Origin of the sequence: Nitrospira tepida, from assembly GCF_947241125.1 — a bacterium.
GTDB classification, from domain to species: Bacteria; Nitrospirota; Nitrospiria; order Nitrospirales; family Nitrospiraceae; genus Nitrospira_G; species Nitrospira_G tepida.
Window position 1 is genome coordinate 1735518 of the sequence record NZ_OX365700.1, and the last position, 26665, is coordinate 1762182.

Consider the following 26665-nt stretch of genomic DNA (forward strand, 5'->3'; position numbering starts at 1 on the left):
GCGATCAACGAGGCCGACACCGCATGGGTCCTCGTGTCGTCGGCCTTTGTCTTGGCCATGACCTTGCCGGGGCTGGCGCTGTTCTATGGCGGATTGGTCCGGAGCAAGAACGTGCTGGGGACGATCATGCAGACTTTTGTGGTCGTGTGCCTGGTCAGTCTCTTGTGGATGGCCGTCGGCTACAGCCTGGCGTTCGGTCCCGACACCGAGGGCCTGGTCGGCAATCTGGACTGGATCGGGTTGAGCGGCGTGGGGCTGGCGCCGCATGCGGCCTATGGCCCCACGATCCCGCATCAAGCTTTCATGGTCTTTCAGATGATGTTTGCGGCCATCACGCCGGCCTTGATCACCGGCGCCTTTGCCGAGCGCATGAGATTCAGCGCGCTCGTCCTCTTCGCCGGACTCTGGTCGCTGGCGATCTATTGCCCGATCGCGCACTGGCTGTGGGGCGGCGGATGGCTGGCCCGCTTGGGAGCCTTGGATTTCGCCGGGGGCGCAGTGGTGCACCTCAGCTCGGGCGTGAGCGCGCTGGTGTGCGCGCTCGTCCTCGGAGCGCGTCAGGGTTACGGGACGGATTATCTGGCGCCGCACAATCTTCCGATGGTGCTTCTCGCGACCGGTTTGCTGTGGTTCGGCTGGTTCGGCTTCAACGCGGGCAGCGCCCTGGGCGCGAACGAAACCGCGGTCATCGCCTTTACGGCCACCCATATCGGCGCCGCCGCGGGGGCGCTGGCCTGGCTGGCAGTGGAATGGGCCCATCGCGGAACCCCGACGGTGCTGGGAATCGCAAGCGGCGCGGTGGCCGGGCTGGCGATGGTGACGCCAGGGGCGGGCTACGTCGGCCCGGTTTCAGCGCTGCTGATCGGAGGGGTGGCCGGAGCCCTGTCCTATTGGGCCATCATGAAGAAGGGCAAGCTCGGTTACGACGACGCGCTCGACGTGGTCGGCATCCATGGAGTGGCCGGAGTGTTTGGAATGGTGATGACGGGATTGCTGGCTTCCAAGGGCGTCAACGCATCCGGGGCCGACGGGCTCTGGAGCGGCAACCTGCATTTCTTTGGAGTCCAGATCCTAGCCGTGGTGGCGGTGAGCTTCTTTTCCGCCGCGGGGACGCTGGTCATTTTGAAATTAGTCGATCGGGTGGTCGGCCTGCGCGTGACGGCAGAGGAAGAACGGATGGGGTTGGATCTCAGCCAGCACAACGAGCGTGCCTATTCCTGATGCTGAAAACGGCCTCTGATTCATGCGTTGCCCGTGATCTTAGAGCGGCTGGTGTGGGCACAGGTTTAGTTGAGGGATGAGCTGGCCCCGGTAGTTTGATCGCAGGCACCTCACAATGGAGTGAGGATGTAAGCGCAGAATAGAACAACAGATCCGGCAGTGTTGTCGGATTGGCTGGCAAAGGCGCCGGCGGTGAGCGGGAAGGGTGATGAGGCGCCCTCCCTTGCATCGCGGCGCCTTTTGTTTTTGGTGATGGGTTGATGAACAGTTTCTCCGGCGGCCTATGAAAAACGACGGAAGGGAAACGGGCGTGGGTGCTTCTCCGCCGGCACAGTGACGAAAAGACGATGAAGGGCCGCCGGTTCTAGCAAAGCTTGGTATGGGTAATAAGGAGAAGAAGCAGCGGCGGTGTTTCTCCGGCGGCATCAATGAAGAGGGGCTACGCCCGATGAGCCGCCGGCTCTAGCGAAGCTTGGTATGGAGGCGAACATGGCTATGACAACGACGGAAACCATGGTCATCGACATCTTACGTCAAGAGGGCGAGCAGACCCTTGAGAGTCTCTGGCATCGGTCCGGGTTGGATTGGGTGCAAGTGTTCGGCGCGATCGACCACCTCAGTCGATCAGGAGAAGTATCGTTGCGGCGTGCGACGGAACGCCATTACCAGGTCTCGCTGACGGGGATGAGATGACGCAGGCGGCGGCCCAGACCCTCTGGTCGCTGATCGCGACGAGCCTCGCGACCCTGGTCGTCCCGGGCGTGGCCCTGTTTTACGGAGGGATGGTGCGGAGAAAGAACGTGCTCAACACGATCGGCATGCCATTCAGCGCCCTGGCGGTCGTCTCGCTTGCGTGGTTGTGCGTCGGCGAGGGATTGACCTACGGGCGGGATGGGGTCGGATCGCTGCGTCCGCTCTTTCACGCCGTCATGGCATCGCTGGCGCTGGCTCTGGTGGCCGGCGCCATCGTGGAGCGGGTCCGCTTCCTGTTCTTTCTCCTGTTCGGCCTGCTCTGGAGCCTGCTGGTATACGGACCGGTCGTGTCCTGGCTCTGGGCCGGAGGGTGGCTCGCGAACCTGGCCTCGCTGGATTTTGCCGGAGGCGCGGTCGTCCATCTCAGCGCCGGCGTGACCGCCCTGGTCGCGGCCGTCGTCATGGGGAAGCGGCGGGGCTATGGTCAGGTCGAAATCCTGCCCAATCACTTGCCGTTCTCGTTCCTGGGGGCCGGCTTGATGTGGGTCGGCTGGTTCGGCTTGTCCGCCGGAGCGGGACCGGCCTCGATGTCCACCGTAACGACCGCCTTTGTTGCGATCCAACTGTCCGGCGCGGCGGCGGGTCTGGTATGGATGGCGGCGGAATGGCTGCAACGGGATAAACCGACGGCGTTGGGCATGGCCAGCGGGGTCGTGGCCGGTCTGGTGGCCATTTCGCCGGGAGCCGGCTACGTGAGTCCCTTATCCGCCGTCGTCATCGGGATCGGGGCCGGCGGGCTCTGCTACATGGCCGTGAATTACGTCAAGCTCATCCTGGGCTATGACGACTCGCTGGACGTGTTCGGTATGCACGGGGTCGGCGGCGCCTGGGGCATGGTGGCGACGGGCCTGTTCGCGTCGACCGAGGTCAATCCGGACGGAAGCGACGGGCTGTTCTACGGCTATCCCTATCAGTTCTTCGCGCAGTTGGTCGCCGCCGGCGCCGTCGCGGCCTTCGCCGCAGGGATGACCCTGCTCCTGTTGAAGGGCTTGGCGTTCGTGGTCTCGCCGCGCGTGGACGAATCGGCGGAAGCGATGGGATTGGATCTGTCACAACATGGAGAGAAGGGATAGGAGGCTTATGGCCATCATTCACGATGATGTGGGGCGGCGGCGATTTTTGAGCCAAGCAGTGATGGGCTTCGGCCTGCTGTTCGGGATGGGTCTACTCGGCCTGAGATTTTTCCAGTTTTTGGTGCCGGCGCACAGACCGAAACGGATCGAGTCGGTCCTGCTGGGAACCGAGGAGAGCCTGCCGCTGGACGATGCCGTCCCGATGGAGTTCGGCGGACACAAGCTGCTCGTGCTGAAAACCGGCGAGGGAATCGCCGCCTTTTCCAGGCGTTGTACCGATCTGGGCTGCCTGGTGTCCTGGGACAAGCGGCGCGAAGAGTTTGTCTGTCCCTGCCACCAGGGCATTTACGATAAGCGTGGACTCAACATCGCGGGACCGCCGCCTCGCCCGTTGGACCGCTTTGACATCGTCAAACGGGGAGGACAGTTGTACGTCAACATTCAGAGCGCGTGACAGAGATCGACGGTGAAGAGTGAGGTTAGGGACTTGGTAGCTTCCTTCTCAGTACCCAGTTCTCAGCACTCAGCACTCAGTCATAACGGGGCAACATGGCATCGACTACATCACCAACACCGCAAGTAGCCGAATCGAAAAGTGAAAGCAAGAGCTGGATCGACTATATCCAGAAGGACCTGCCCGAGCATCTGGATTGGTGGCCCTACACGCTCGGAGCGATTCCGCTGACGTTGTTCGGGTTCCTGGTGACGACCGGGCTGCTGTTGACTTTCTACTATGTGCCGTCGCCGGGGAAGGCCTATGAGAGCGTCGAGCACATTACGCACGAGGTGTACCTGGGCTGGTTCATACGGGGCGTCCATAAGTTTTCCGTGGATCTCATGATCCTGTTCCTGCTGTTCCACGTGATCCGTGTGTTTCTCACGCGCGCCTACCGGACGCCGGGAGAATTGAAATGGGTAAGTGGCTCGATCGTCCTGTTCGTGACGTTCGCGATGGGGTTCACCGGCTACTCATTGATTTTTGACAATGTCTCCTACTGGGGCATGACGGTCGTCACCAATATGCTGGGCTCGTTGCCGATCGTCGGGACACCGCTTCTCTACCTGCTGCGCGGAGGCGAAGAGGTTTCCGACAACACGTTGTTGCGGCTCTATGACCTGCACACCAAGTTGCTGCCGGTGCTGCTCGTCGTGCTGGTGGGCGGGCACGTCATCACCGTGCGGTTGATCGGCTTCGCGGATGTGGCCGGGAGCCGCAGCTTCCATCCGTTCTATCCGGTTCACACCCTGTATATGGGGGCCGTCGCCGTGGGGCTGCTGTTGTTGATCGTGGATCTGGTCATGATCTTTCCGCCGACCTTGGGGCCGCCCGCCAATCTTCAAGAGGTTGCAGCGGACGTGTCGCCGCCCTGGTATTTCTCCGCGCCTTATATGGTGATTTCTTTGCTCCCGGGACCGGTCGCCTTGTGGGGGTTGCTTGCTGGCGCGGGGTTGTTCGTCGTCTATCCGTTCGTGGATCGCGCGCTGGCGCAGCGGGGTTGGCCGATGGGTCTCATCAATGGGGTGGTGGGGGCGATCGCCCTTGGGACGATGATCGTCCTGATGTATCTGGACACGAGGATGTGAGTGTAACCGGAACCTAGTCGGGCAAGGGAACAGTTCTGGAGGGAGCTAGCAATGGATGATCTGGATAACAAACTGGAGAACAAGACAGAGCCGGCGCATGGGGGCAACGGCGCCCTGAATTTCACTCGCTACATGATCGGCGGGTTGTGTCTGATCCTGTTTCTGGCCCTGACCGGGGTCGGTTACGTGCAGGTGGAAGAGCGACGCGAGGGCGGCATCAGGCCGTTTGTCTCGGCGGAGAACAAGAAGTGTATTGATTGCCACCTGGCGAAGGATGTCTCGGTAGGTGGGATCAACGATTGGAAGGTCAGCCGCCACGCGCCGAAAGGGATCGGCTGCGTCGAATGTCACCGGGCGGAAAAGGGCGACGCCGATGCCTACGACCATGAAGGTTTCCTGATCTCCACGCTCGTGACCCCCAAGGATTGCATGCGCTGCCATGACAAGGAGGCTGGTCAGTTCGAACGGTCCCATCATGCCAAGGCCGCCCAATTCATCGGTTCGTTGGACAATTTTCTCGGCAACGTCGTGGAGGGGCCGGAGGTCGGCACGACCGGATGCGCCGGTTGCCATGGGAGCGTGGTCAAGGTGATGGAAAACGGGAAGCTCCATCCCTCGACCTGGCCGAATTCGGGGATTGGCCGGGTGAACCCCGACGGATCGAAAGGCACCTGTTCTGCCTGCCATGCGCGGCACGGGTTCTCCGTGGCGCAAGCGCGGCAGCCGGAGAGCTGTGGGCGTTGTCACATGGGGCCGGACCATCCGCAAATCGAGGCCTACTATGAAAGCAAGCACGGGGTCCTGTTCACGGCAAACAAGGACAAGATGAAGCTCAGCCATCCAAAAGACGCCTGGTTGCCCGGGAAGGACTATCAATTCCCCACCTGTGCCACCTGCCACATGAGCGCGACCTCGACCCAGGAGGTGACGCACGATGTCGGAGACCGAATCAGTTGGACCCTGCGTCCGGTGATTTCGACGCGCTTGGAAAACCACGAGGCCAGGCGCAAGGCCATGACCCAGGTTTGCTCGTCCTGCCACAGCGAGCAGATCGTCGAGCGGTTCTTCACGCAGATGGATAGCGGGATCGCGCTCTATAACGAGAAGTTCGGCAAGCCGGCGAAGGTCGCCATGGACCGGCTGAAGGAACTGGGGAAGATCACGCCCACGCCGTTCGACGAGGAAATCGAATGGGTGTTCTACGAACTCTGGCACCATGAAGGCCGGCGCGCCCGCCATGGCCTGTCCAAGATGGCGCCGGATTACGTGCATTGGCAGGGCTTTTACGAGGTGGCCAAACACTTCTATGTCAAATTTCTTCCAAAAGTGAGGGAGCTGTCTCCGGCGGTCGCCAAGGATCTCCTGGCGCAGGAGACACACCGATGGATGGAGAAAGGCATGACCAAGGACGAGATTGCACAGATGCTGGAGTTTTACGACAAGGAGATGCAAGGCAAGCGCGGCGGCGGATAATCGAGAAAGGCACAAAAGGCACGAAAGGATTGTTATGAACAAGATCGAGGCCATCAAACGAGAGCGAGACGGACTGGTGGTTCGGGACCTGATTGCCCACTACGCGGCGGCCGGGTGGCAATCGATTCCGGAGGCTGACGTCCAGCGGCTCAAGTGGCATGGCCTCTTCTTGCGCAACCCGACGGCGGGGTTCTTCATGCTCCGCGTGCGGATTCCCGGAGGGCTGACGACGACGTGCCAGTTGCGGGTGTTGGCGGACCTGGCTGGGACCTATGGGAACGGTTTGCTGGATGTGACAACGCGCCAACAAATCCAGCTTCGGCACCTGCGGATCGAAGACGTCCCCGCAGTGTTTGCTAGGATGGAAGAAGTCGGACTGACATCGCTGCAAACCGGCATGGACAACGTGCGGAACGTGATGACCTGTCCGGTGTCAGGGCTCAGTCCGGATGAGATCGTGGACAGCATAGGACTGGCGCGGGCTATCAACGAGGAGGTTATCGGAAACGCGACCTTTTCCAATTTGCCCAGGAAACTGAATGTGGCCGTGACCGGCTGCCCGCACAACTGTGTCCACATGGAAACGCAAGATCTGGCCTTGGTCCCCGCCTACTACGATCTGGGCCATGACCGTTGCGTCGGCTTCAATGTGCTGGTGGGCGGCAAGCTTGGCTCCGGCGGGTATCGCATCGCCACGCCCCTGGATGTCTTTGTGAGTCCGGAAGAGGCGCTGGAAGTCTGTCGGGCGATCCTGGAAGTCTATCGCGACCATGGGCCCAGGGAGAATCGCACGCAGGCGAGATTGGCCTTTTTGATCGACGCCTGGGGAGAGGCCCGGTTCAGAGCGGAGGTTGAAGCGCGGGTGGGAAAACCTCTGCGGCCGGCCGGCGTCGATGCTCGGAAGCATGGTGAGCAAGACCATGTTGGGATCTTCCGGCAACGGCAACGGGGGATGAACTATGTGGGACTGAAGGTCCTCGTTGGACGGGTCACGGCGGGCGATCTCGTGAAGGTGCTCGATCTGGCTGATAAGTACGGCAACGGGGAGGTGCGCCTGGCGCCCAATCAAGCGCTGATCATTCCCAATGTCAGCGATCGGAAGGTCGGTGAGCTGGCCGAGGAACCCTTGCTCAAACGATTCACCTACAATCCCAATGCCCTCTATCGGGGTCTCGTGAGTTGTGTCGGGAGCGACTACTGCAACCTGGCGGTGATCGAAACCAAATCGCGAGCGGTCCAGACGGCCAAGGCGCTGGAGGCAAGACTGAGCACGACCTTGAAGCCGATCACCATGCACTGGTCGGGCTGTCCGGCCGGCTGCGGCAACCATCTGGTGGCGGACGTGGGCTTGCTGGGCAAAAAAGCCAAGGTCGATGGCAAAGTGGTCGAGGCGGTGGATGTCTATATCGGTGGGCGGTCCGGGCCGGACCCCAAACCGGCGATCAAGCTCATGGAGGACATCCCCTGCGAGAGGTTGCCGATGGTCCTCGAAGGGCTGCTCCCGTATCACACGAGGGAGAAGATGCATCGGGTGCGGGGCCGCGAACAAAGGAAGCCGGCGGCGGCTGCGCCTCCGGCGACTGAGCGCGCGGCCTGCCGGGTCGCGTGAAGGGGAAGTTTGACGTTGCCTCGCGTCCAGATATACAGTAGTGATGTCACTACTTCATAGGGGTGCACTGGTGCAGATTGGTCTTCGTGATGCGAACCAGCAATTCTCTCGGCTGATAAAGGCTGTCAGGGGTGGCCGGGAAGTGTTGTTAACGGAGCGTGGTAGGCCGCTCGCAGTGATTCGGCCCATTCACCCCTCTGACCAAACCGAGTCGGCCATCCGAAGGCTTGAGACGGCCGGATTCCTGAGGCCGGCAGCCAAGCGGGGGGTACTGCCGTCCTGGAAGCCACGGGTGCTGCGTGGTGAATCACTGTCCAAGACGGTTCGCGAAGGGCGAGATGACCGGTGACGCCGGCGCCCTGGGCCTATTTTGACACCAGCATGTTGGTGAAACGATACGTCAAGGAAGCAGGGTCCTCTGTTGCGCGAAAACTATTCCAGCGGTATCGGTTTCTTTCTTCCGCCGTGGCTCCAGTCGAAGTCCTCTCTGCGTTGGCCCGAAGGAGAGCCGCCGGCGAATTGACCCAGCGTGACTTTCTCGCTATTCGGGCAAGACTTCACAAGGATCGGGCTTACTGGGAGTTGATTGAAGTCGGGCCAATCGTGCTCAGTCATGCCGAAGAGCTAGTCGAGAAAACAGGGCTCAGAACGCTCGATGCCCTGCATGTCGCATCCGCACTCAGCTTCCAGGCTGCTGTTAGCTTGACCATTCCCTTCGTTACCGCTGATATAAGGCAGCGCGAAGCGGCGGAAGCGCTATCCCTCAATCTGGTGTGGGTGGAATAGCACCTGCCGCACGTCAGGAACCAGAGTCTACCAGGCCGGCCTAACCCGCATTATTCATGAACGCTTCTGCTGCTTTGGCCCATTGCAACAGAGGAGCAACGGGCGCCCCGATTCGCCGCTGCGACAGAGCCAAAATGAGAAGTCGAAGGCAACGTACCTCTCCGCCGCGATGTGATCGGACGCGGCGGCTCAAGCGAAGCTTGGTATGGCGGGCGTGCTCGCCGCTTAGTCCCTCGACGTACTGTTTCAAGTACGCCTTGGTCCCTCGCGGCTGTGCTTGGGGGTACCCATTGCTCTTTTTCATTGCAATGGGTCCAACGCCTGGCGACTGCCGGGTACCCGTTGCTCTTCACGATGCAACGGGTGGAACGCGACGAACCGTCATGAATAATGCGGGCTCATCCTTCTTTCGATGCTGCGAGGCGAGCTCTTCATAGATAAATTGGCGATGGCAGACGGTCATGATGCGAATCGTGCGGGTCTTCCGATTGACGGCGTAGACAATGCGGAACCGGCGAACGCGAAACTTCCACAGTCCGTCGAGTTCGCGCAGCAGTGGCTCGCCACATTCGGGGTCAGCAGCAATGGCTCAAATCGCTGATTTGACGGAGCGCTTCAAAAGTCAATACTCATGCCTGGCCCCCCCCAATTTGGCCACTAAAACACCGTAGGGCTTATCAGGTATAATTTTTAAAAAAGTACTTTGCACCTCGTTCGGATAGTGCTTAAAGGTAACCTCTTTTTCTCTTCCTTCGACTACAAACCCCTTGCTGCTGAGTAAAGATTCCATTGTGGAAATATCACTGTAGCTCAGAGAGTCAGTTGTCAAGATGATCTCATAACCCGTTTTCTCGCAACCGGCTAAGCATAGCAGTAATCCCGCCACTAAAAAGAGTTTCATAATTCGTTCTACTTCACCTCTTCACGTTACCATTGTGGCACCGGATGATAATAACGTTCAAGGAGACCAAACCTATGAGAACCATCTATGAACCCCGTTCCATTTATAAATCCAACTGCTCCACCTACGGTCAAAGAAGCTGCATGAGCTGGAATGTATGCCAGCCCAAATTGAGTCCCTTGTGGCATATGACCAACTTCATGGTCTCTAATGGTCTTTCCTGGAACTAACTGCTTATCCCTATATAAAGGATCACCAAGTTGTATTTCTGGTCCAGCGATGACATTTCCGAAGGTAACCAATCCTGGTGTATCGACATTATAGACAAACACTCCGTCGTTGAATGTAGGCTTTGTCATGTCCGATGCAATATAACCATAGGCATGCCCGATCGCCATGTTCGCCGCTTCTCCGGCAGCCCAGCCTACCGCTCCCCACATCGCAGCCCGTCCAATCTCGCCTCCGGTTATCCCGGCATAGGTTGCACCAAAAACCGATCCTGTCAAAGCGCTGTTGAACAGTCTGTTCCCGATACTTCCCCATTCCATATTCCCAAATGGTCTGAAGCTCGGAGTCCCGAATGAGCTTGCCGCGCCAAACACGCTGCCAGTCAAGGCCCCCATTCCGATATCTGAACGGGTCATCGCCGAAGATGTCGCACCTGCGCCTCCCCCCGCTAGGCCATATATGAGCGCTGCTTGTTCTGCTGTTGCTGCGATCCCGGACGTAATGGCACTTGCCCCTCCCATAAAACCACCGGTAACCGCGCCGATTGCCATGCCCTGCAAGAAATCCCCGCCTGTCACTGCCGATGTGGTACCCCTCAATATGGCCCCGATTGCAACCCCAATGAGAATATCGTCTATGCCAAAGATATGCCCGCTTGGATCGGTATAGAGCAGCGGACTGTTTCGTGCATAGCTATATCGATTCAGTGTCTGCGGGTCGGTATAGTTCTGCACAATGCTGTCCGGTGAGATAAACCTTCCGATTTCGGCATCATACAGCCGTGCGTTGTAGTTGTAGAGCCCCGTCTCATTGTCGAGTTCTTGATCGGTGTATTTATAGGGAACATCCACCGTCGGGGTGGCGCTGCTCTCGTTGGTCCGCGTCTCCCCGTAAGGATAGTAGGTCAGCGTTTGCACCAGAGCGCCCGTACCGTCGGTGATGACGCTGCTGGAGCCCAGGTGGTCTTGATGCCAATAGTGGACGGCCCCCGTCGTGACCGCCACCGAGGCGATGCGGGTGTCCCCGGCGAAGATGAACCGCGTGCAACTCGTGTTGTCGCACTCATAGAACCGATCGATATAGCGTGTGGTCGTCGTCCCGGCGATCTTCTTCACCCGCCCGCCATCGCCGTCGTAGACGAACGAAGTCGTTTCACCGTTGTGGGAGATCGTCAGCGGCTTATTCTCGAGGTTATACGTGTACGTCCGCCCGCCGCCGCTGATCAGGTTGCCGTTGGCGTCGTAGTTGTAGATTGCCCCGTCGCGGCCATCGCCCGAAGAACTCACGAAGCGGGAAGCGGACAGGAAGACACAATTCCAACCGGCAGCGGGGAAAGCAGCAACTCACCCAGCACAGCTACCTGGGATTGTTAGTCAGGAAGGTACGAGCCAGGCATTTCTCGGGAAGGGCAACGAGATCGATATCGTGCGGGAAAGGAACTTGGTGGAAGGGGCTATCATCGTCCGGCAGCTCGAGCCAGTAGCAGTGTTACTGCAAGAAACCGCGACGGGAATCGACACAGATTGAAAGATCAGCACCGGCCTCCTAGGGAGACAGAGGAATCTGCCTCGGCGAGCCCTCGGATTTACGAATCAACGACTCCCGACACAGTCATCCTGGTAGGAACGATCGCTCCTGGCGAGTGTCCAATCAGGGCCATTTCAAACCTAGGCCAATTCGGCTCGCTCGGGAACAACGCGGTTAGTTCTATCGCACATTCACTCAGGCACGATGTTGTATAATGCGGTCAAATAGTTGTGAGCCCTTTCGGCATAATAAGCCTTCATACGAGGATTGAAGTTTGATCGTCCCGCTTCAATATCCTCAAGAAGTCGATGAAGGTCCTCGCGCAACTCAATAAACCCTAGGCCTGCAGCAAGCATAGCTGCGGCCATGCTCTCAGGTTCTCTTCGGAGCGCCAACCACGAGCGCAGTGCGTCCAGCGCTACTTTGCGTTCATCAGGCTCTTGAACGAGAAGCCTCGCCATGTGTTCTCTGAGATATTCGTATGTCACTTCTCCGGAATCTCGCGCTGGACTCCTTTTCATTATGTATAACATCCATTCTATGAATTCATCCTTAGTCATGGCAGGGTTCGCCATCCTGAAGGGTCGTAGATAGGGTCAGGCATGAGTATTGAGTTTTGGCACTATTTCTCGTCGCGCAGCATGTATTTCGGAGGCGAGTCGCTGGGTGCTCTTACCTCTCACGCGCCAAACGACCGATCGAAGAAACCTCGGGCGGTTGCCGAATGACGATCGAGATCGGCCTGGAATTGCCGCGCGCCGGCTGCCCAGTCCTCGCGCCCGTAGCCGATCCGCCGGGCGAGAAAAACGAAATCGTCCGAGTCCGCCGGCGGGAGCAACAGGTCCCTCGTGTTCCCCCGGACCATGCGCAATCCGTCGACCAGCCGGCGGAAAAAAAGATAGGCTTCGCGGAGCTGTGCTGCGATTTCGGCCGGCAGGATGTCGCAGGAGACGAGCGCGGCGAGCGCGGCCAAGGTATTGGGCGTGCGCAGCGTCGCATGCTGATGCCCGTGCATGAGTTGCAGATATTGGACGGCATATTCGATATCGATGAGCCCGCCGCGACTGTACTTCACGTTGAAGCGTCCAGGCTCGACCAATTCCGCGACCTGCCGGTGCCGGAGATCGAGCGCGATGGTTAAATCCCAGGGAGCGCCGCTGTAAACGAAATCGTCTCGATGGCGCTCAACCAGCCGGCCAAGCCCTTCGTCGCCGGCGATCGCACGCAGCTTGATCAAGGCCTGCCGTTCAAACGGCGCGGCGGACCCGATGGGGCTGTAATACTGTTTGAACTCATCCAGCGTGTTGGCGAGCGAGCCCTTGCTCCCGTGCGGCCGCAGGCGGACGTCGATGTGAAAGATCCCTTCCTGTTTTGCCTCGATCCATTGCAACAATTCCTGGACGAGCCGCTCGAAGAACTCGCTGTTGGCCATCTTGGAGGCTCCGGCCGTGTGGCCGGACCCCTCATAGACCAGCATGATCTCGATGTCGGAGGCATACCCCAGTTCGCGCCCTCCCAGCTTGCCGGCGCCGAGCAGCACGGATGGACAACGGCTTCCGCCGGCCAGGCGGGGGACGCCGAAGAGCTTGGTCAGTTTCTTCAGACAGTCCTCTAAGGTTTGAGCAAGGATCACTTCGGCCAGTTCGGTGAGGGCCAGGGAGAACTCCGGCAAGCCGGAATCACTCTCCAGCAGGTGCTTCATGTCGATCCTGAAGAGCTCCTGATCCTTGAACTGATTCAAGGCCTGCCGGCGCTGCTTTTCCGTGCGGCAGCGCGCCAATCGTTGCTTGAGCGATGTCGCCAGCTTGGCTTTCGGCACCCGCATGGGAAGCGATTGGTAGTCTTCGAGCATCGGCAGCAGGTTCGCGTGTTGCCGCCGGAGGAAGTCCTCCCAGAGAAAATCGCTGGCCCCGAGCAGTTGGGCGAGCAGCGGCAGAGTTTTCTTATGGATGATCCGCAAGAGGCCGACCGGCCTGGTTGCGATTCGTGTCCCGCGTCGCGCCCCCATCAGCTCGTCGAGAAAGAGATCGAAATGGGCGATGGCCTTGGCCGGGTCCGGAGCGAAGGTGAGGGCGTGGGTGAATTGCTTGATCAGGGTCGCGGTGAGTTGCAGCTCCTGCTGCTCGGCCTGGTCCGAGAGTTTCTGGCCTTGCCGGTTCCGCACGTGGAATTCGTCATGGACGAGGAGGCCGCGGTTTTCGACCCGGGCCTTATGGATATAAATGTTGCGCATGGCCAGCGCGTTCGCCAGCGCGTAGAGAAAGGCCGGCGTATCGGTCGATTGAATGACCATGATCGTGTCGGTAGGAGACGACTGATTATCGAAGCGGATCTCCACCGGCTCAAGCAACGTGGTGAAGGCCCCGCGGCGGCGGCTCAGCATTTCCACCAGGCGGCGGTTGACCTGGCGCCGGACATCTTCAAGGCGGGACTCGTCCAGCAACCGGACGATCAGGCTCAGCTCGTCGATCAGTTGGTGCTGTTCCTGCGGCCCGAAGCGGACATGGTCGAGCGGCCGGACGCGAAAGAGATCGACGATCTTTTTGCGACTGAGACCGGGGCGAGTCGCGCGGGGTCGTCCGAACCGGTGACGGACCGGCGCAGCAGGGGCTGGGCCGGCTTCCTCGAATGTGTAAATGAGCCCTTCGCGGATGTCCAACCCGAAGGCCGAGAGGAGGCCGCAGATGGCCGCAAACTCCGAAAAATAATCGTAGGCCACGATCGAGATCGTCAGAAGGCCGTCCGCATACGGTGAGATCTGCACCTGGCAAGGCTCCCGCAGGGTCAGGCGATCGGCGAGCGTGAGGTGCGTCGCCATCAAGTCGATCGGCTGTTGCCGGAGATAGTCCTCGTCCATCCGCGTGACGAAGTCGCGGATGACAGCCGGGTCGATCTGCTGACAGTGGCGCTGGAGCCGCTCGATCAGTTCCGGACGATCAATCGCGGATGCGGCCGCCCGCTTCATGGCCCTGTGAAGACCTCCAGGATTCCGAGATGAGGGTTCGTTGTCCTTGCAGAGTCCCGCCAGTATAATCCATCGCGATGCGAAGTAAACATCGATCCCTCGTCCGCGCGCCTGTGTCTTCTATGTCTCAACACAACCGGCCGGACCCGACCCCCTTGCTCTTTGCGGAAGGACTCGATCCGCAGGAGGTCGCACGGCTGCTCCGTCCTTACGGGCTGACCGACTGGCGCGAGGCGGACGCGAACATCCAATCCCTGGCGGGCGATCCGCTGACACGCCAGAAGTTGGGCGCCATCCTGTCCGATTTGCTGGCCGGGATTGCCGAGACGGCCGATCCGGACCGGGCTCTGGTCCATTGGGATCGGTACGTCCAGGCCACCCTCAACCGGGGGACGTTATACGACTATCTCCGGGAGTCGCCCCGGCTGCTCCATTACCTCTGCGTGATCTTCGGCAACAGTCCGGCCATGGCGGATACGCTCATCCGAGACCCAACCCTGGTCTATTGGCTGGCCAGTCCGGGAGTGCTGGATCAGGCTCCGACGCCGCGCACATTGCGCATATCGCTTGATCACATGCTCAGCAACGTGTCGGCCAAGGAACTGCAACTCGACGCGCTGCGACGATTCAAGCGGCGGGAGATGCTGCGGATCGGAATGCGCGATCTCTTGCGGCTGGCCTCCGTGTCGGAGACGACGACCGCCCTCTCTGACCTGGCCTGTGTGCTGATTCACGCGGCCTATGGGATCGTAGAGGCGGACCTGCGAAGCCTCTACGGCCGTCCGCGCGAGCGGAATCGCCGGGGCGAATGGTTGGACAGCGGATTCGCCGTGATCGGCATGGGGAAGTTGGGAGGGCGGGAACTGAACTACAGCTCGGACGTTGATCTGATCTATGTCTATTCGGACGACGGGATGACCACCGGCCCGGACAACCAAGGGCAGCGGGCATCACAAAGCGCGCGCGGTATCACCAATGAGGAATATTTTGAACATCTTGCCCGGGAACTGACCCATGCATTGACCGACGTGACCACGGAGGGGACCGTCTTCCGGGTGGATCTGCGGCTTCGGGCCGAGGGCACGGTGGGACAGTTGTGCCGCTCGCTCAAAAGTTATGAACAGTATTACGCGACCCGCGGCCAAACGTGGGAACGGATGGCATTGCTGAAAGCGGCGCCGGTAGCCGGTGATCAGCAGGTGGGGCGGACGTTTCTTCGGCGCATGAGACCGTTCATCCTGGGGCACGGGCATCCGACCGAGAGTGACAGCCGCCGCCTCCTGCTGGAAGTCCGGGGGGTGAAGGACATGATCGATCGGAAGATCGCGAAGCGAGGCCAGGAGTCGCGCAACGTCAAGCTCGGGACCGGCGGCATCCGCGAAATCGAGTTCCTGGTCCAAAGCATTCAATTGCTCGGGGGGCGACGGATGCCGGCGATCTGGCAGCGGGGCACGCAGGCGTCGTTGAAACGATTCCAGGAAGCGGGGCTGCTGGCAAGGTCGGAAGCGGAGACACTGGCCAAAGCCTATGTGTTTCTGCGCGACGTGGAGCATAAGCTCCAAATGGTGCACGATCTCCAGACCCACGCCCTGCCGGAAGACGCGCAGGAACTGACCCGTTGCGCGGTTCGGCTCGGATACGACGCCGCGAATCGCTCCGAGGCCATGGCGTGTTTTCTCGCGGACCATCGAAGCCATACGGAATATGTGAACGGCTTGTTCCGCACGTTCTTCGTGCACCCGGAACAGTCTGCGCTCTTACGCCGGGTCATGAAGCGGGTCTCCGCGGCCCGCGGCTGAGTCGCGAGATTGCCTTCTCCCCTTTGGGGAAGAGGGCAGGGCTGAGGAGGCAGAGCCGCAGCGCCGTAAAAAACGCACGGGCCGGGCGGGGATGCTCCCCGCCCGGCCCGCGAGACACAGCCGCTGTTCGTGCGGCTTAGTACATGCCGTCCATCCCGTGATTGTGACCGTGGCCGCCGAGCGGTTCCTTCTTCTCTTCCGGCAGCTCGGTGATCATCACCTGGGTCGTCAGCATCAGGCCGGCCACGCTCGCCGCGTTCTGCAACGCGCAGCGCGAAACCTTGGTTGGATCAATGATGCCGGCTTCCAGCATGTCCACATATTGGTCGTTCGCGGCGTTGAAGCCGAGGCTCGACTTGCTCTCGCTCTTCACCTTGTTGACCACGACGGACCCCTCGACGCCGGCGTTCTCCGCGATCTGGCGGATCGGCTCTTCGAGGGCCCGGCGGACGATGTTCACGCCCACCTGTTGATCGCCGTCGAGCTTGAGGTTCTCAAGCGCCTTCAGGCAGCGCAGATAGGCGACTCCGCCTCCGGGCACGATGCCCTCTTCCACCGCCGCCTTGGTCGCGTGCAGGGCGTCTTCCACGCGCGCCTTCTTCTCCTTCATCTCGGTCTCGGTCGCCGCGCCGACATTGATGACCGCCACGCCGCCGACGATCTTGGCCAACCGCTCCTGCAGCTTCTCGCGGTCGTAATCGGACGTGGTTTCTTCGATCTGGGCCTTGATCTGCTTCACGCGGCCCTCGATCTTCTTCTGGTCGCCATAGCCCTCGACGATCGTCGTATTGTCCTTGTCGATCGTCACGCGCTTAGCGCGGCCCAGGTCGGTGAGCTTCACGTTCTCCAGCTTGAGGCCGAGATCCTCGGAGATCACCTGGCCGCCGGTCAGGATCGCGATGTCCTCCAGCATGGCCTTCCGGCGGTCGCCGAAGCCCGGCGCCTTGACGGCGGAGACGTTCAACGTGCCGCGCAGCTTGTTGACCACCAGGGTCGCCAGCGCTTCGCCTTCGACTTCCTCGGCGATGATCACCAGCGGCTTGCCCATCTTGGCCACCTGCTCCAGCAAGGGGAGCAGGTCCTTCATGCTGCTGACTTTCTTTTCGTTGATCAGAATGAGCGGCTCGTCCAGGACGGCTTCCATCCGCTCGGCGTTGGTGACGAAATAGGGGGAGATGTATCCGCGGTCGAACTGCATGCCCTCGACGACATCCAGCGAGGTGGACATCGACTTGGCTTCTTCGACGGTGATGACGCCGTCCTTGCCGACCTTCTCCATGGCTTCCGCGATCAGCTCGCCGATCGTGGCGTCGCTGTTCGCCGAGATCGTGCCGATCTGCGCGATCTCCTTCTTGCTCTGGCAGGGCCTGCTGAGCTTCTTCAACTCGGCGACCACGGTTTCCACCGCGCGATCGATGCCGCGCTTGAGGTCCATCGGATTGGCGCCGGCCGTGATGTTCTTGGCCCCTTCGCGATAGATCGCCTGAGCCAGCACAGTCGCTGTGGTCGTGCCGTCGCCCGCGACGTCGCTGGTCTTGCTGGCGACTTCGCGCACGAGCTGCGCGCCCATGTTTTCATACGGATTCTTCAACTCGACTTCCTTCGCCACGGTCACGCCGTCCTTGGTGATCGTCGGCGCGCCGAACTTCTTATCGAGAATGGCATTCCGGCCCTTGGGCCCGAGCGTCGCCTTGACGGCGTCAGCCAATTGGTTGACACCCTTCAAAATCGCCGCCCGCGCCTGCTCGTCATACAGCAGTTGCTTTGCCATCGTGATCCTCCTTTACGATCGTCTTCAACAGTGATGTGCGTGTGATGAAATACCGGTGAGGGTCGTTACTTTGTGAACTTGCCTAACACGTCCTCTTCCTTGAGGATCAGGCAGTCCGTATCGTCGATCTTGAGCTTGGTGCCGGAGTACTTGTCGAAGAGCACCTGGTCGCCGACTTTCAACTTCTCGACTTTTTCGCCGATCGCCTGCACGGTCCCTCGCTGTGGCTTTTCCTTGGCCGTCTCGGGCACATAGATCCCGCCGGCCGTCCGTTCCATCTCCTCCGTGTAGGTGATGAACACCCGGTCGCCGAGCGGCTGGAAATTCTTGTAGGCGCTCCCGGTCTTCTCTTCCTGCTTCTCCTTCGTCTCCGTAGCCATACCAAAACCTCCTGTTAGGGTCAGAGCCTGCTGTTGATGTGGACGGTTGAGCGAACCTGTGAGTTGATCGTCGATGACGCCGAAACCAGGTAAATTCCGTCTCTCCGGATCGCCCCCACAGATAGTGATGAAGCCAGCCGAGTCAAGAGGCGGAATGGAAAAAACTTTGCTTCGGTCTGTCCGGTTCGGGAAGATTGATATAAGTTATGGAAATATCGATGAAAAATTTTCTGTCCGGTCAGGTCATGAACGCAGAAATTCGAAATCCTTCACCTCTTTCTTCAGGTAGTCGCGAAGCCGTTTGATGATCCGGGCCTCCAACTGTCTGGTCCGTTCCTTGGTAATGTCGTATTTCTTTCCCAGATCCTCCAGGGTGAGGGGGGTCTCCGAGAGGAGACGGTTGCGGAGAATATCCTCTTCGCGCTCATCGAGAGTTTTGGTGAACTCGGCCAGTTTCTTCCGGAAGAGCGCTCGCAGCTCCTCCTGGGCGAATCGTTCGTCGTGGCCGGTTTCGGCGGACGGCAGCACGTCCAACAGGGTGCCGTCCGAATCCTCGCTGAGCGGCTGATCCAGCGACAATTCCCAGTTCCCGAGCCGCTGATCCATCTCGATGACGTCCCGCTCCCGGACTTGGAGCCGATCCGCCAGGAGCTTGGTGTCCGGGGCATAGCCTTCCCGTTCCAGCTTGGCCTTTTCCTTCCGCAGGTTGTAAAACAGCTTCCGCTGGTCCTGCGTCGTGCCAATTTTAACGAGGCGGAAGTTGTTGAGAAGATAGCGGAGAATGTAGGCGCGCGCCCACCAGGCGGCGTAAGCATGGAACCGGACATTCTTCGTCACGTCGAATTTCTTGATGGCCTGCATGAGGCCGACGTTCCCCTCCTGGATCAGGTCCATCTGATCGAAGCCGGTGTGGAAATATTCAGACGCGACGGCGACGGACACGCGCAGGTTGGCGAGGATGAGTTTGACGGCGGCCTCCCGGCTGCCGAGCACCCGGTATTGATGGAAGAGTTCCAGCTCTTCTTCCTTGGAGAGATAGGGATACTTCCGAACCTCGGCCAGGTACAACTGGAGCGAGGACACCGGTACGAGCGCCGTGCCGCTGTCCCGGGGCGGTTCGGGCATCTCCTCGACGGGTGGCTGGTTCTCCCCGGGAGTCGGCCCCTCCGCGAGATCCGCCTCGGTCGGCTCGTCCAACTCGTCTTCTGTCTCGGGGGAGTCCTGCAAGGGGAGGTCCGGGTCGTTCATGCGTCTTGGGCGATCGTAGTGGTCTATCGTGAGTGCATGCGCGACATGGCGCATGTTGCCTGCCGGTCTGAACGCAGGCGGATCAAAAAGGCTCATTATAAACAGAACGGCCGCGCGGGACCAAATCTGATTCAGCCATGAGCCCGCGTGAATCCCTCTCGATCCAGAATCGCCGCAACTTGCTGCAAAGCCGAACGGTCCCCTATAGTGGTGACGATTCTGATCCAAGGGGTGCCTATTGATGGATGACCACAGGCGGACGGGCGGTAGCCTGATCGGACGGAGGGGAGCGCCGTTGCAGATCGTCCGGGCGTTGCGGTCAGGCCATTGGCCAACACTCCTTGGGGCCTGGCTGCACTTCGAAGTCAGTTTCATGGTCTGGCTCTTGGTGGGAGCCCTGAGCATCGCGATCGCATCGGAGTTAGGATTGAGCGCCACGCAGACGGGACTGCTCGTGGCAGTGCCCCTGCTTAGCGGGGCGCTCCTTCGGATTCCGGTGGGGATCAGTAGTGATCGTATGGGTGCAAAGCGGACGGGCTTGGCCATTCTGCTGTGTGAGTTAGCCGGTTTGGGCTGGGCCTGGCTCGGCGCGTCCTCCTATCTCCACATGCTGCTCACCGGCTTGCTGCTCGGCGTGGCGGGAGCCAGTTTCGCGGTGGCGCTGCCGCTGGCGAGCCGCGTCTATCCACCGGCCCATCAGGGATTGGCCATGGGGATCGCGGCTTCGGCGAACAGCGGGACCGTCCTCGCAATGTGGTTTGCTCCCCGAATCGCCGAGTTGACCGGATGGCAGGGCGCGTTCGGCGTGATGGCGGCTCCGGTTCTGATGACGACCCTGTTGTTCGCCGGGCTTGTCCAGAGTGACCGGCGCCTGGGACGGACGGGAGCGGTCGCATGGCGGCCGGCTCTGGTTGATGTTGGGCGAGATCCGTTCATGTATTGGTTGTGCGGCCTGTACGCCATCACCTTCGGCGGGTTCGTCGGGCTCTCCAGTTCGCTCCCGTTCTTTTTGCACGACCACTATGCAGTGGGTGTCGTCGCCGCCGGATCGCTGACCGCTCTTTGCGGGCTGGTCGGGAGCCTCATCCGTCCCCTGGGCGGGTACGTTGCCGACCGGGTCGGCGGCCTGACGGTGCTGCCGACGATCCTGGGCGCCATAACCCTGTTGCTCGCCTTCGTCGGAAGCCTGCCCACGCTGCCCTGGGCCGTAGTACTGATCGTCACGGCCGTGGCGGCCATGGGATTTGGGAACGGCGTGGTGTTTCAAGTGGCCTCGGGCCGATTTGCCAAACAGATGGGAATTGTTTCAGGGGTCGTCGGAGCCGCCGGCGGTCTGGGTGGCTTTCTCCTCCCTCTCTGTTTGGGCTGGCTCAAGGATCTGACCGGCACCTTCTCGTTCGGATTCTGGCTGTTTGCGGCCTGCGCCGGCTGGGGGCTGGTCGGGGCCAGGTATCTCAAGGGACAGCCCCGGTATGCCGGCGACCTACCGATGGTATAGTGCCGTGGGTCGGGTGTGCGGCATGGGCGGCATGTTTGGCGCGTTTGGATCGCTGCGGCGCCACGGTTCTCCATTGACTCCCGGCGGGCAACCCTTTAAGAGTGACGCCGTCACGTAATGCGGTAGGTCCGGGGAGGCCGAGAAAGTACGACAGCCTATGAAAACACAATTTGACCGGATCGAAGACGCGATCAGGGACATCAAGAAGGGACGCTTCGTTATCCTGGTCGACGACGAGGATCGGGAGAATGAAGGCGATCTGGTGATCGCGGCGGAGAAGATCACCCCGCAGGCCGTGAACTTCATGGCCAAACACGCCCGCGGGCTGATCTGCCTGGCCCTGACCCCGGAACGGGTGGAAGAGCTGCAACTACCCCAGCAGGCCGTGGAGAACACGGCCTCGTTCGGCACGGCCTTCACGGTGTCGATCGATGCGCGCCGGGGCGTGACGACCGGCATTTCCGCGGCGGATCGGGCGACGACCATTCATGTGGCGATCGATCCCAAGTCCAAACCCTCCGACCTGGCGAGACCCGGGCATATTTTTCCGCTGAAGGCGCAGAAGGGCGGCGTGCTGAAGCGGGCGGGCCAGACGGAGGGGTCCGTCGATCTCGCGCGGCTCGCAGGGCTCTATCCGGCCGGCGTCATCTGCGAAATCATGAACGAGGACGGGACGATGGCGCGGGTGCCGGAGCTGATGAAGTTTGCGCGGACCCACAAGCTCAAGATCGTGACGATCAAGGCGCTGATCGAGTATCGGATGCGTCGCGAGACCTTCATCAAGCGTATTGCCGGCGCGCATCTGCCGACGATCTTCGGGGATTTCGAGGCGGTGGCGTTCGAGAACGAAATCGACGGGGCGACGCACATCGCGCTGGTCAAGGGCCGGGTGGACAGCGGCGAGCCGACGCTCGTGCGGGTGCACTCGGGCTGCCTGACCGCCGATGCGCTAGGCTCGCTCCGCTGCGACTGCCGGGATCAGCTCCATCGCGCCATGGAGATCATTCAGAAAGAGGGCCGGGGCGTGCTGCTCTATCTGAACCAGGAAGGACGCGGCATCGGCCTGCTCAACAAGATCCGCGCCTACGGCCTGCAGGACCAGGGTAGCGATACCGTGGAGGCCAATTTGAAACTGGGCTTCAAGGCCGATCTCCGCGACTACGGCGTGGGCGCCCAGATCCTGGCGGATTTGGGTCTGCACCAGATCAAGCTCATCACCAACAATCCTCGCAAGATCGTCGGGATCGAAGGGTATGGGTTGCGCGTCGTGGAGCGGGTGCCCATCGAGATCGCGCCGCGGGACGCCAACGTGAAATATCTCAAGACCAAGAAGGCGAAATTGGGGCACCTGCTCCGGAAGGTGTGAGCCGGTTCTGCGCGGCCGATCCATGAACCCATGAAAGCGATCAAAGGCTCTTCGGACGCGTCGGGATTGCGGTTCGGCATCGTGGTCAGCCGGTTCAACAAGTTCGTGACGAGCCGGCTTTTGAGCAGCGCGATGGAGACCCTCACCAAGGCCGGAGCCGGCGAGGACCAGATCGAGGTCGTGCGGGTGCCGGGGGCGTTTGAAATTCCCCTGGTCGCCCGGACCATGGCGCGGTCAGGGCGATTTGACGCAGTGCTGTGTCTGGGCGCGGTGATCCGGGGGGACACGCCGCATTTCGAATACATCAGCGCCGAAGCCAGCCGGGGGATCGCGCAGGCCTCGTTGGATTCCGACGTGCCGGTCGTGTTCGGGGTGCTCACCACCGAGACCGTGGCGCAGGCGATCGAGCGCGCCGACCCGCAGAAATACAATCGCGGGGCGGAGGCGGCCAAGACGGCCATCGAGATGGCCAACGTGATGAAGCAGTTGCAGGCCGGTGACGCCGCCGCCGGAGTCAAGGGACAATCGAGACCCGTGCGCCGGACGCGGCCGCGCAAGAAACCCATATGAGCCGCCGTCCATCGACCAGACATGAGGCCAGGGAACGAGCGCTCCAGTTGCTGTTCCAATGGGACATCCACGAGCAGGGCGGGGCCTGGGAGCAGGATTTTTGGGAACAGTTCCCGCTCGAAGAGGAGGCCAAGGAGTTCGCGACCGGTCTGGTGGCCGGGGTCCGCAAGTGCCTGCCGGAATTGGATACCGTCCTCGGCCGCTACGCCACGAATTGGAAAGTCAGCCGCATGCCGATCGTGGATCGCAACATCCTCCGTTTGAGCCTGTACGAGCTGCTGTGGATGCCGGAACTGCCGGCGAAGGTGAGCATCAACGAGGCCTTGGAGCTGGCCCGCGCCTTCGCGGACGAAGAGGCCCGCGGTTTTGTCAACGGCGTGCTCGACAAGATTCTGAACAGCGAACCACGCTTGGCTGCCAAGCGGGCCGAGATTCTCTCGACGAATTGAGCCAGGGTGTCAGAGTGTCCACTGTTTCCATAAGCGAGCCCGTCCATGATTGACCGTTACACCCTGCCGCGCATGAAGGCCATCTGGGACCTCCGGCGCAAATACGAGATCTGGCTGGAGGTCGAGCTGGCCGCCTGCGAGGCCTGCGAGCGAAACGGAGAGGTGCCGAAGGGCACGGCCAGGCGCATCCGCAAGAAGGCGCGGATCGACCCGGAGCGGATCGCGGAGATCGAGCTGGTCACGAAGCATGACGTGATCGCGTTTCTAGAATCGTTGGCCGAGTCGGTCGGGCCGGACGCCCGCCACCTGCACAAGGGGCTGACCTCCTCGGACATCGTCGATACCTCGCTCGCGGTCCAGATGACGCAGGCCTTGGACATCATTCTGAGCGATGTCCAATCCTTGCTGGCTATCCTCAAAGCCAAGGCCCTGGAGCATCGCGACACGGTCATGGTCGGCCGCTCGCACGGCATCCACGGCGAGCCCATCTCGTTCGGCTTCAAGCTCGCGATCTGGTACGAAGAGATGAAACGCCACCTGGCGCGGCTCCGGGCGGTGCGGGCTGAGGTTGCGGTGGGGAAGCTCTCGGGCGCGATGGGCACCTTCGCCCATCAGGGGCCGGAGGTCGAGGAGTACGTGTGCAAGAAATTGGGCTTGGCTCCCGATCCCGTGTCGAGTCAAGTTGTTCAGCGCGACCGGCATGCGGCCTACCAGACGGCGCTGGCATTGCTGGCGGCGAGCATCGAGAAGATCGCGACCGAAATCCGCCATCTTCAGCGGACCGAGGTGCTGGAGGCCGAGGAATTTTTCTCGGAAGGGCAAAAGGGCTCCTCCGCCATGCCGCACAAGCGGAACCCGATCGCCTCGGAAAATTTGTGCGGGCTGGCCCGGGTCGTGCGCGCGAACAGCCTGGCCGCCATGGAAGACGTGGCGCTCTGGCACGAGCGCGACATCAGCCATTCGTCGGTCGAGCGCATCATCATGCCGGACAGCACGATCCTCGTCGATTACATGCTCGTGCGGATCACCGACCTGGTGAAGAACCTACTGGTGTACCCCGAGGCCATGAAGCGCAATCTGGAATTGACCGGCGGCTTGGTCTATTCGCAGCGGCTGTTGCTGGCTCTGATCGGGAAGGGGGCGCAGCGCAAGGAGGCCTACGAAGCCGTACAGCGCAACGCAATGGCGGCGTGGAAGGGCGGGCCGCCGCTGGAAGAGGGGGCCGGGAAGGACCCCTTCATCACCAAGTATTTGAGCCGGCAGGAGATCGCGCGTTGCTTCGATCCGATGTACTATCTGCGACATCTTGGCAAGATCTACCGGCGTGTTTTTGGCGCGGCACCGGCTGGCAAGGAGAAACCGGGGCGGCGGTAGGCGAACGGGAAGGATGGACCCATGGCCGACACGATCACCAAAGGGGCGATGTTGTACGAGGGCAAGGCGAAGAAGATCTTCTCCACGGACCGGCCGGACCGGGTGATCCAGTATTTCAAGGACGACGCGACGGCCTTCAATGCGCAGAAGCGCGGCACGATCGTCGAGAAGGGTGTGGTCAACAACAAGGTGTCGGAGCGGCTCTTCCGGCTGCTGGAGCAGGGTGGCGTGCCGACGCATTTTCTCGAACGGCTCAACGACCGCGAGATGCTGACGAAGAAGGTCGCGATCGTGCCCTTGGAAGTGGTGGTCCGCAACGTCGTGGCCGGCAGCCTGGCCAAGCGCTTGGGACTGAAGGAAGGGGAGCCGATCGAGCCGCCGCTGGTCGAGTGGTATTACAAACACGACGCGCTGGGCGATCCGTTGCTCGCCGACGAGCATGTGCGGCTGCTCAGGTTGGCCACACCGGAGCAACTGGCCGAGATTAAGCGGCTGGCGCTGAAAACCAACCAACTGCTCCAGCCGTTCTTTCGCGAGCGCGGCATGATCCTGGTCGATTTCAAGCTGGAGTTCGGGTTAGCCGACGGCCGGCTCCTGCTCGCGGACGAAATCTCTCCCGACACCTGCCGCTTCTGGGACCAGACGACCAAGGAATCCATGGATAAGGACCGCTTCCGGAAGGACCTCGGCAAGATCGAAGAGGCCTATCAAGAGGTGCTGAAGCGTGTCTGCGCCTGAGCCTCCATCGCCGAAACCCACGACCGCCCAGCGGCTCATGGACTATGGGCTCATGGCTGCCATCCTGGTCTGGGCCGGAGCCGTCGGTCTGATGGCCATCAACCTGCCCGAGAGTCCCTGGCGCTGGGTCTTCGCCGGCCTTTCGATCGCCGGGGTGGCCACCGTGTACGGCATCGTCCGGATCAGGCGTTATATCAACAGTCTGTCGAAACCGTCCGCGCAGGAGAAACGACCGTGAAGGCGAAGATTCATGTCACGTTGAAGCAGGGAATTCTCGATCCGCAAGGCAAGGCCATCGAACATGCCTTGGAGTCGCTGGGGTTCAAGAACGCCGGCAATGTACGGGTCGGCAAATACATGGAGCTGGATGTGCAGGAACAAGACCGGGCCAAGGCGGAATCGCAGGTCAAACAGATGTGCGAGACGCTGCTGGCGAATACGGTTATTGAGGAGTACCGATACGAGTTGACCTCGTAGTAGTCTGTGATTCTCTCAGCACTCAGCACTTAGCACTCAGGACTCAAGTATGAACATCGGCGTCATTGTCTTTCCCGGCAGCAACTGCGATCACGACTGCGAGCATGTCTTTAAGACCCTGCTCGGGCAATCGGTGCGGATGGTCTGGCACAAGGAGACGTCGCTGGCCGGGCTTGATGCCGTGATCCTGCCGGGCGGATTTTCCTACGGCGATTATCTGCGGACTGGCGCGATCGCGCGGTTCTCGCCGGTGATGGGGGCCGTGAAGGAGTTTGCCCGGGCGGGCGGGCTGGTCCTCGGTATCTGCAACGGCTTTCAGATCCTGCTCGAAGCCGGGTTGCTCCCCGGGGCGATGCTGCGCAACCGCTCGCTGAACTTCATCTGCAAGGATGTCCACGTTCGGGTCGAGAACGCGGCCACGCCCTTTACCGGCCGCTGCGAACCGGGGCAGGTGTTGAAACTTCCGATTGCCCATGCGGACGGCAATTACTACACCGATCCGGTGACCTTGGCTGGGCTTCAGGCCAATGCGCAGATCGTCTTTCGTTATTGCACGGCGGACGGCAGGGTGACGCCGGAGGCGAATCCCAACGGCTCGCTCGACAACATCGCGGGCATCAGGAATGCGGCGGGAAACGTGCTAGGCATGATGCCGCATCCGGAGCGGGCATCCGAGGGGTTGCTGGGCAACGAGGACGGGAAGCTGATTTTCTTGTCGATGCTGGAGGCGATGAAGAAGGTGGGGGTGTGACGGCCGGAGTCTGCCTGCTCAACACGCCGGCTCGACCGCACGCTGCCTCCATTTGCTCGGCTGCGGAACTTGTTCGCTTGGACGCTGCGCGTGAAGCGACCTGCGGGCAGTCCTCGCCGCCGCT

General features: G+C 60.9%; 27 protein-coding genes. 19 read left to right on the plus strand and 8 right to left on the minus strand.

What is annotated here, in order from left to right; genetic code table 11:
• Positions 1 to 3: 3 nt before the first annotated feature.
• The 9 genes from QWI75_RS08265 (at position 4) to QWI75_RS08300 (ending at position 8499) form a co-directional block, all read left to right on the plus strand.
• On the plus strand, positions 4 to 1221 hold the full coding sequence (locus QWI75_RS08265) for an ammonium transporter (RefSeq protein ID WP_370693629.1): 1218 nt from the start codon (positions 4 to 6) through the stop codon (positions 1219 to 1221).
• A gap of 489 nt (positions 1222 to 1710) precedes the next feature.
• On the plus strand, positions 1711 to 1914 hold the full coding sequence (locus QWI75_RS08270; protein ID WP_289268222.1) for a hypothetical protein: 204 nt from the start codon (positions 1711 to 1713) through the stop codon (positions 1912 to 1914).
• Positions 1911 to 3047: an ammonium transporter gene (locus QWI75_RS08275; protein WP_289268223.1), complete on the plus strand. Its 1137-nt coding sequence runs from the start codon at positions 1911 to 1913 to the stop codon at positions 3045 to 3047. Before QWI75_RS08270 ends, QWI75_RS08275 begins: the two co-directional genes overlap by 4 nt.
• 7 nt (positions 3048 to 3054) lie before the next feature.
• Positions 3055 to 3501, plus strand: a complete 447-nt coding sequence (locus QWI75_RS08280; RefSeq protein ID WP_289268224.1) for a QcrA and Rieske domain-containing protein — start codon at positions 3055 to 3057, stop codon at positions 3499 to 3501.
• Positions 3502 to 3596: 95 nt separating this feature from the next.
• Positions 3597 to 4631 (plus strand): cytochrome b, encoded by a 1035-nt coding sequence (locus tag QWI75_RS08285; protein ID WP_289268225.1) that lies wholly within the window; start codon positions 3597 to 3599, stop codon positions 4629 to 4631.
• Between the two features lie 51 nt (positions 4632 to 4682).
• On the plus strand, positions 4683 to 6104 hold the full coding sequence (locus QWI75_RS08290) for a multiheme c-type cytochrome (protein ID WP_289268226.1): 1422 nt from the start codon (positions 4683 to 4685) through the stop codon (positions 6102 to 6104).
• 34 nt (positions 6105 to 6138) lie between these two features.
• Positions 6139 to 7713 carry a ferredoxin-like domain-containing protein gene (locus QWI75_RS08295; protein WP_289268227.1) on the plus strand — a complete coding sequence of 525 codons (1575 nt, stop codon included), beginning with the start codon at positions 6139 to 6141 and terminating at the stop codon, positions 7711 to 7713.
• Between the two features lie 43 nt (positions 7714 to 7756).
• The gene (locus QWI75_RS22740; protein ID WP_370693556.1) at positions 7757 to 8062 is read left to right on the plus strand and encodes a type II toxin-antitoxin system Phd/YefM family antitoxin; all 306 of its coding nucleotides are present in this window, start codon (positions 7757 to 7759) and stop codon (positions 8060 to 8062) included.
• A complete protein-coding gene (locus QWI75_RS08300) occupies positions 8059 to 8499 on the plus strand; it encodes a type II toxin-antitoxin system VapC family toxin (RefSeq protein ID WP_289268228.1) in 441 nt (146 codons plus the stop codon). The genes QWI75_RS22740 and QWI75_RS08300 overlap by 4 nt, the downstream gene beginning before the upstream one ends.
• A gap of 349 nt (positions 8500 to 8848) precedes the next feature.
• On the opposite strand, the gene QWI75_RS22745 is transcribed toward QWI75_RS08300, so the two are convergent.
• The 5 genes from QWI75_RS22745 to QWI75_RS08320 form a co-directional block, all read right to left on the minus strand.
• Complete coding sequence (locus QWI75_RS22745) at positions 8849 to 9085, minus strand: type II toxin-antitoxin system RelE family toxin (RefSeq protein ID WP_370693630.1); 237 nt, start codon at positions 9083 to 9085, stop codon at positions 8849 to 8851.
• A gap of 36 nt (positions 9086 to 9121) precedes the next feature.
• Positions 9122 to 9400 (minus strand): hypothetical protein, encoded by a 279-nt coding sequence (locus QWI75_RS08305; protein WP_289268229.1) that lies wholly within the window; start codon positions 9398 to 9400, stop codon positions 9122 to 9124.
• A gap of 26 nt (positions 9401 to 9426) precedes the next feature.
• A complete protein-coding gene (locus QWI75_RS08310; protein WP_289268230.1) occupies positions 9427 to 10914 on the minus strand; it encodes an RHS repeat-associated core domain-containing protein in 1488 nt (495 codons plus the stop codon).
• A 432-nt stretch (positions 10915 to 11346) separates the two neighbouring features.
• Positions 11347 to 11715: a hypothetical protein gene (locus QWI75_RS08315; protein WP_289268231.1), complete on the minus strand. Its 369-nt coding sequence runs from the start codon at positions 11713 to 11715 to the stop codon at positions 11347 to 11349.
• A 119-nt stretch (positions 11716 to 11834) separates the two neighbouring features.
• The gene (locus QWI75_RS08320; protein ID WP_289268232.1) at positions 11835 to 14120 is read right to left on the minus strand and encodes a [protein-PII] uridylyltransferase family protein; all 2286 of its coding nucleotides are present in this window, start codon (positions 14118 to 14120) and stop codon (positions 11835 to 11837) included.
• Between the two features lie 122 nt (positions 14121 to 14242).
• On the opposite strand from QWI75_RS08320, the gene QWI75_RS08325 reads away from it, so the two are divergent.
• Entirely contained in the window at positions 14243 to 15919 is a 1677-nt protein-coding gene (locus QWI75_RS08325; RefSeq protein WP_289268233.1) for a [protein-PII] uridylyltransferase family protein, read from the plus strand.
• 136 nt (positions 15920 to 16055) lie between these two features.
• Here QWI75_RS08325 and groL read toward each other — a convergent pair whose 3' ends face one another.
• The 3 genes from groL to QWI75_RS08340 all read right to left on the minus strand — a co-directional run bounded on the left by groL (position 16056) and on the right by QWI75_RS08340 (position 19318).
• On the minus strand, positions 16056 to 17690 hold the full coding sequence (gene groL / locus QWI75_RS08330) for a chaperonin GroEL (protein ID WP_289268234.1): 1635 nt from the start codon (positions 17688 to 17690) through the stop codon (positions 16056 to 16058).
• A 65-nt stretch (positions 17691 to 17755) separates the two neighbouring features.
• The gene (locus tag QWI75_RS08335; protein ID WP_289268235.1) at positions 17756 to 18070 is read right to left on the minus strand and encodes a GroES family chaperonin; all 315 of its coding nucleotides are present in this window, start codon (positions 18068 to 18070) and stop codon (positions 17756 to 17758) included.
• Positions 18071 to 18313: 243 nt separating this feature from the next.
• Complete coding sequence (locus QWI75_RS08340) at positions 18314 to 19318, minus strand: sigma-70 family RNA polymerase sigma factor (RefSeq protein WP_289268236.1); 1005 nt, start codon at positions 19316 to 19318, stop codon at positions 18314 to 18316.
• A 241-nt stretch (positions 19319 to 19559) separates the two neighbouring features.
• Here QWI75_RS08340 and QWI75_RS08345 point away from each other — a divergent pair, with 241 nt between their 5' ends.
• The 9 genes from QWI75_RS08345 (at position 19560) to purQ (ending at position 26541) form a co-directional block, all read left to right on the plus strand.
• Positions 19560 to 20816: an MFS transporter gene (locus tag QWI75_RS08345; protein ID WP_289268237.1), complete on the plus strand. Its 1257-nt coding sequence runs from the start codon at positions 19560 to 19562 to the stop codon at positions 20814 to 20816.
• 157 nt (positions 20817 to 20973) lie between these two features.
• Positions 20974 to 22182: a bifunctional 3,4-dihydroxy-2-butanone-4-phosphate synthase/GTP cyclohydrolase II gene (locus QWI75_RS08350; protein ID WP_289268238.1), complete on the plus strand. Its 1209-nt coding sequence runs from the start codon at positions 20974 to 20976 to the stop codon at positions 22180 to 22182.
• 30 nt (positions 22183 to 22212) lie between these two features.
• Positions 22213 to 22752, plus strand: a complete 540-nt coding sequence (gene ribH / locus QWI75_RS08355; RefSeq protein ID WP_289268239.1) for a 6,7-dimethyl-8-ribityllumazine synthase — start codon at positions 22213 to 22215, stop codon at positions 22750 to 22752.
• On the plus strand, positions 22749 to 23201 hold the full coding sequence (gene nusB / locus QWI75_RS08360; protein ID WP_289268240.1) for a transcription antitermination factor NusB: 453 nt from the start codon (positions 22749 to 22751) through the stop codon (positions 23199 to 23201). Before ribH ends, nusB begins: the two co-directional genes overlap by 4 nt.
• A gap of 45 nt (positions 23202 to 23246) precedes the next feature.
• Positions 23247 to 24575: an adenylosuccinate lyase gene (gene purB / locus QWI75_RS08365; RefSeq protein WP_289268241.1), complete on the plus strand. Its 1329-nt coding sequence runs from the start codon at positions 23247 to 23249 to the stop codon at positions 24573 to 24575.
• Positions 24576 to 24596: 21 nt separating this feature from the next.
• Positions 24597 to 25313, plus strand: a complete 717-nt coding sequence (purC, locus tag QWI75_RS08370) for a phosphoribosylaminoimidazolesuccinocarboxamide synthase (protein ID WP_289268242.1) — start codon at positions 24597 to 24599, stop codon at positions 25311 to 25313.
• Positions 25300 to 25551 carry a hypothetical protein gene (locus QWI75_RS08375; RefSeq protein WP_289268243.1) on the plus strand — a complete coding sequence of 84 codons (252 nt, stop codon included), beginning with the start codon at positions 25300 to 25302 and terminating at the stop codon, positions 25549 to 25551. The genes purC and QWI75_RS08375 overlap by 14 nt, the downstream gene beginning before the upstream one ends.
• Positions 25548 to 25790: a phosphoribosylformylglycinamidine synthase subunit PurS gene (purS, locus tag QWI75_RS08380; RefSeq protein WP_289268244.1), complete on the plus strand. Its 243-nt coding sequence runs from the start codon at positions 25548 to 25550 to the stop codon at positions 25788 to 25790. Before QWI75_RS08375 ends, purS begins: the two co-directional genes overlap by 4 nt.
• A 49-nt stretch (positions 25791 to 25839) precedes the next feature.
• The gene (gene purQ, locus QWI75_RS08385) at positions 25840 to 26541 is read left to right on the plus strand and encodes a phosphoribosylformylglycinamidine synthase subunit PurQ (RefSeq protein WP_289268245.1); all 702 of its coding nucleotides are present in this window, start codon (positions 25840 to 25842) and stop codon (positions 26539 to 26541) included.
• Positions 26542 to 26665 lie beyond the last annotated feature (124 nt).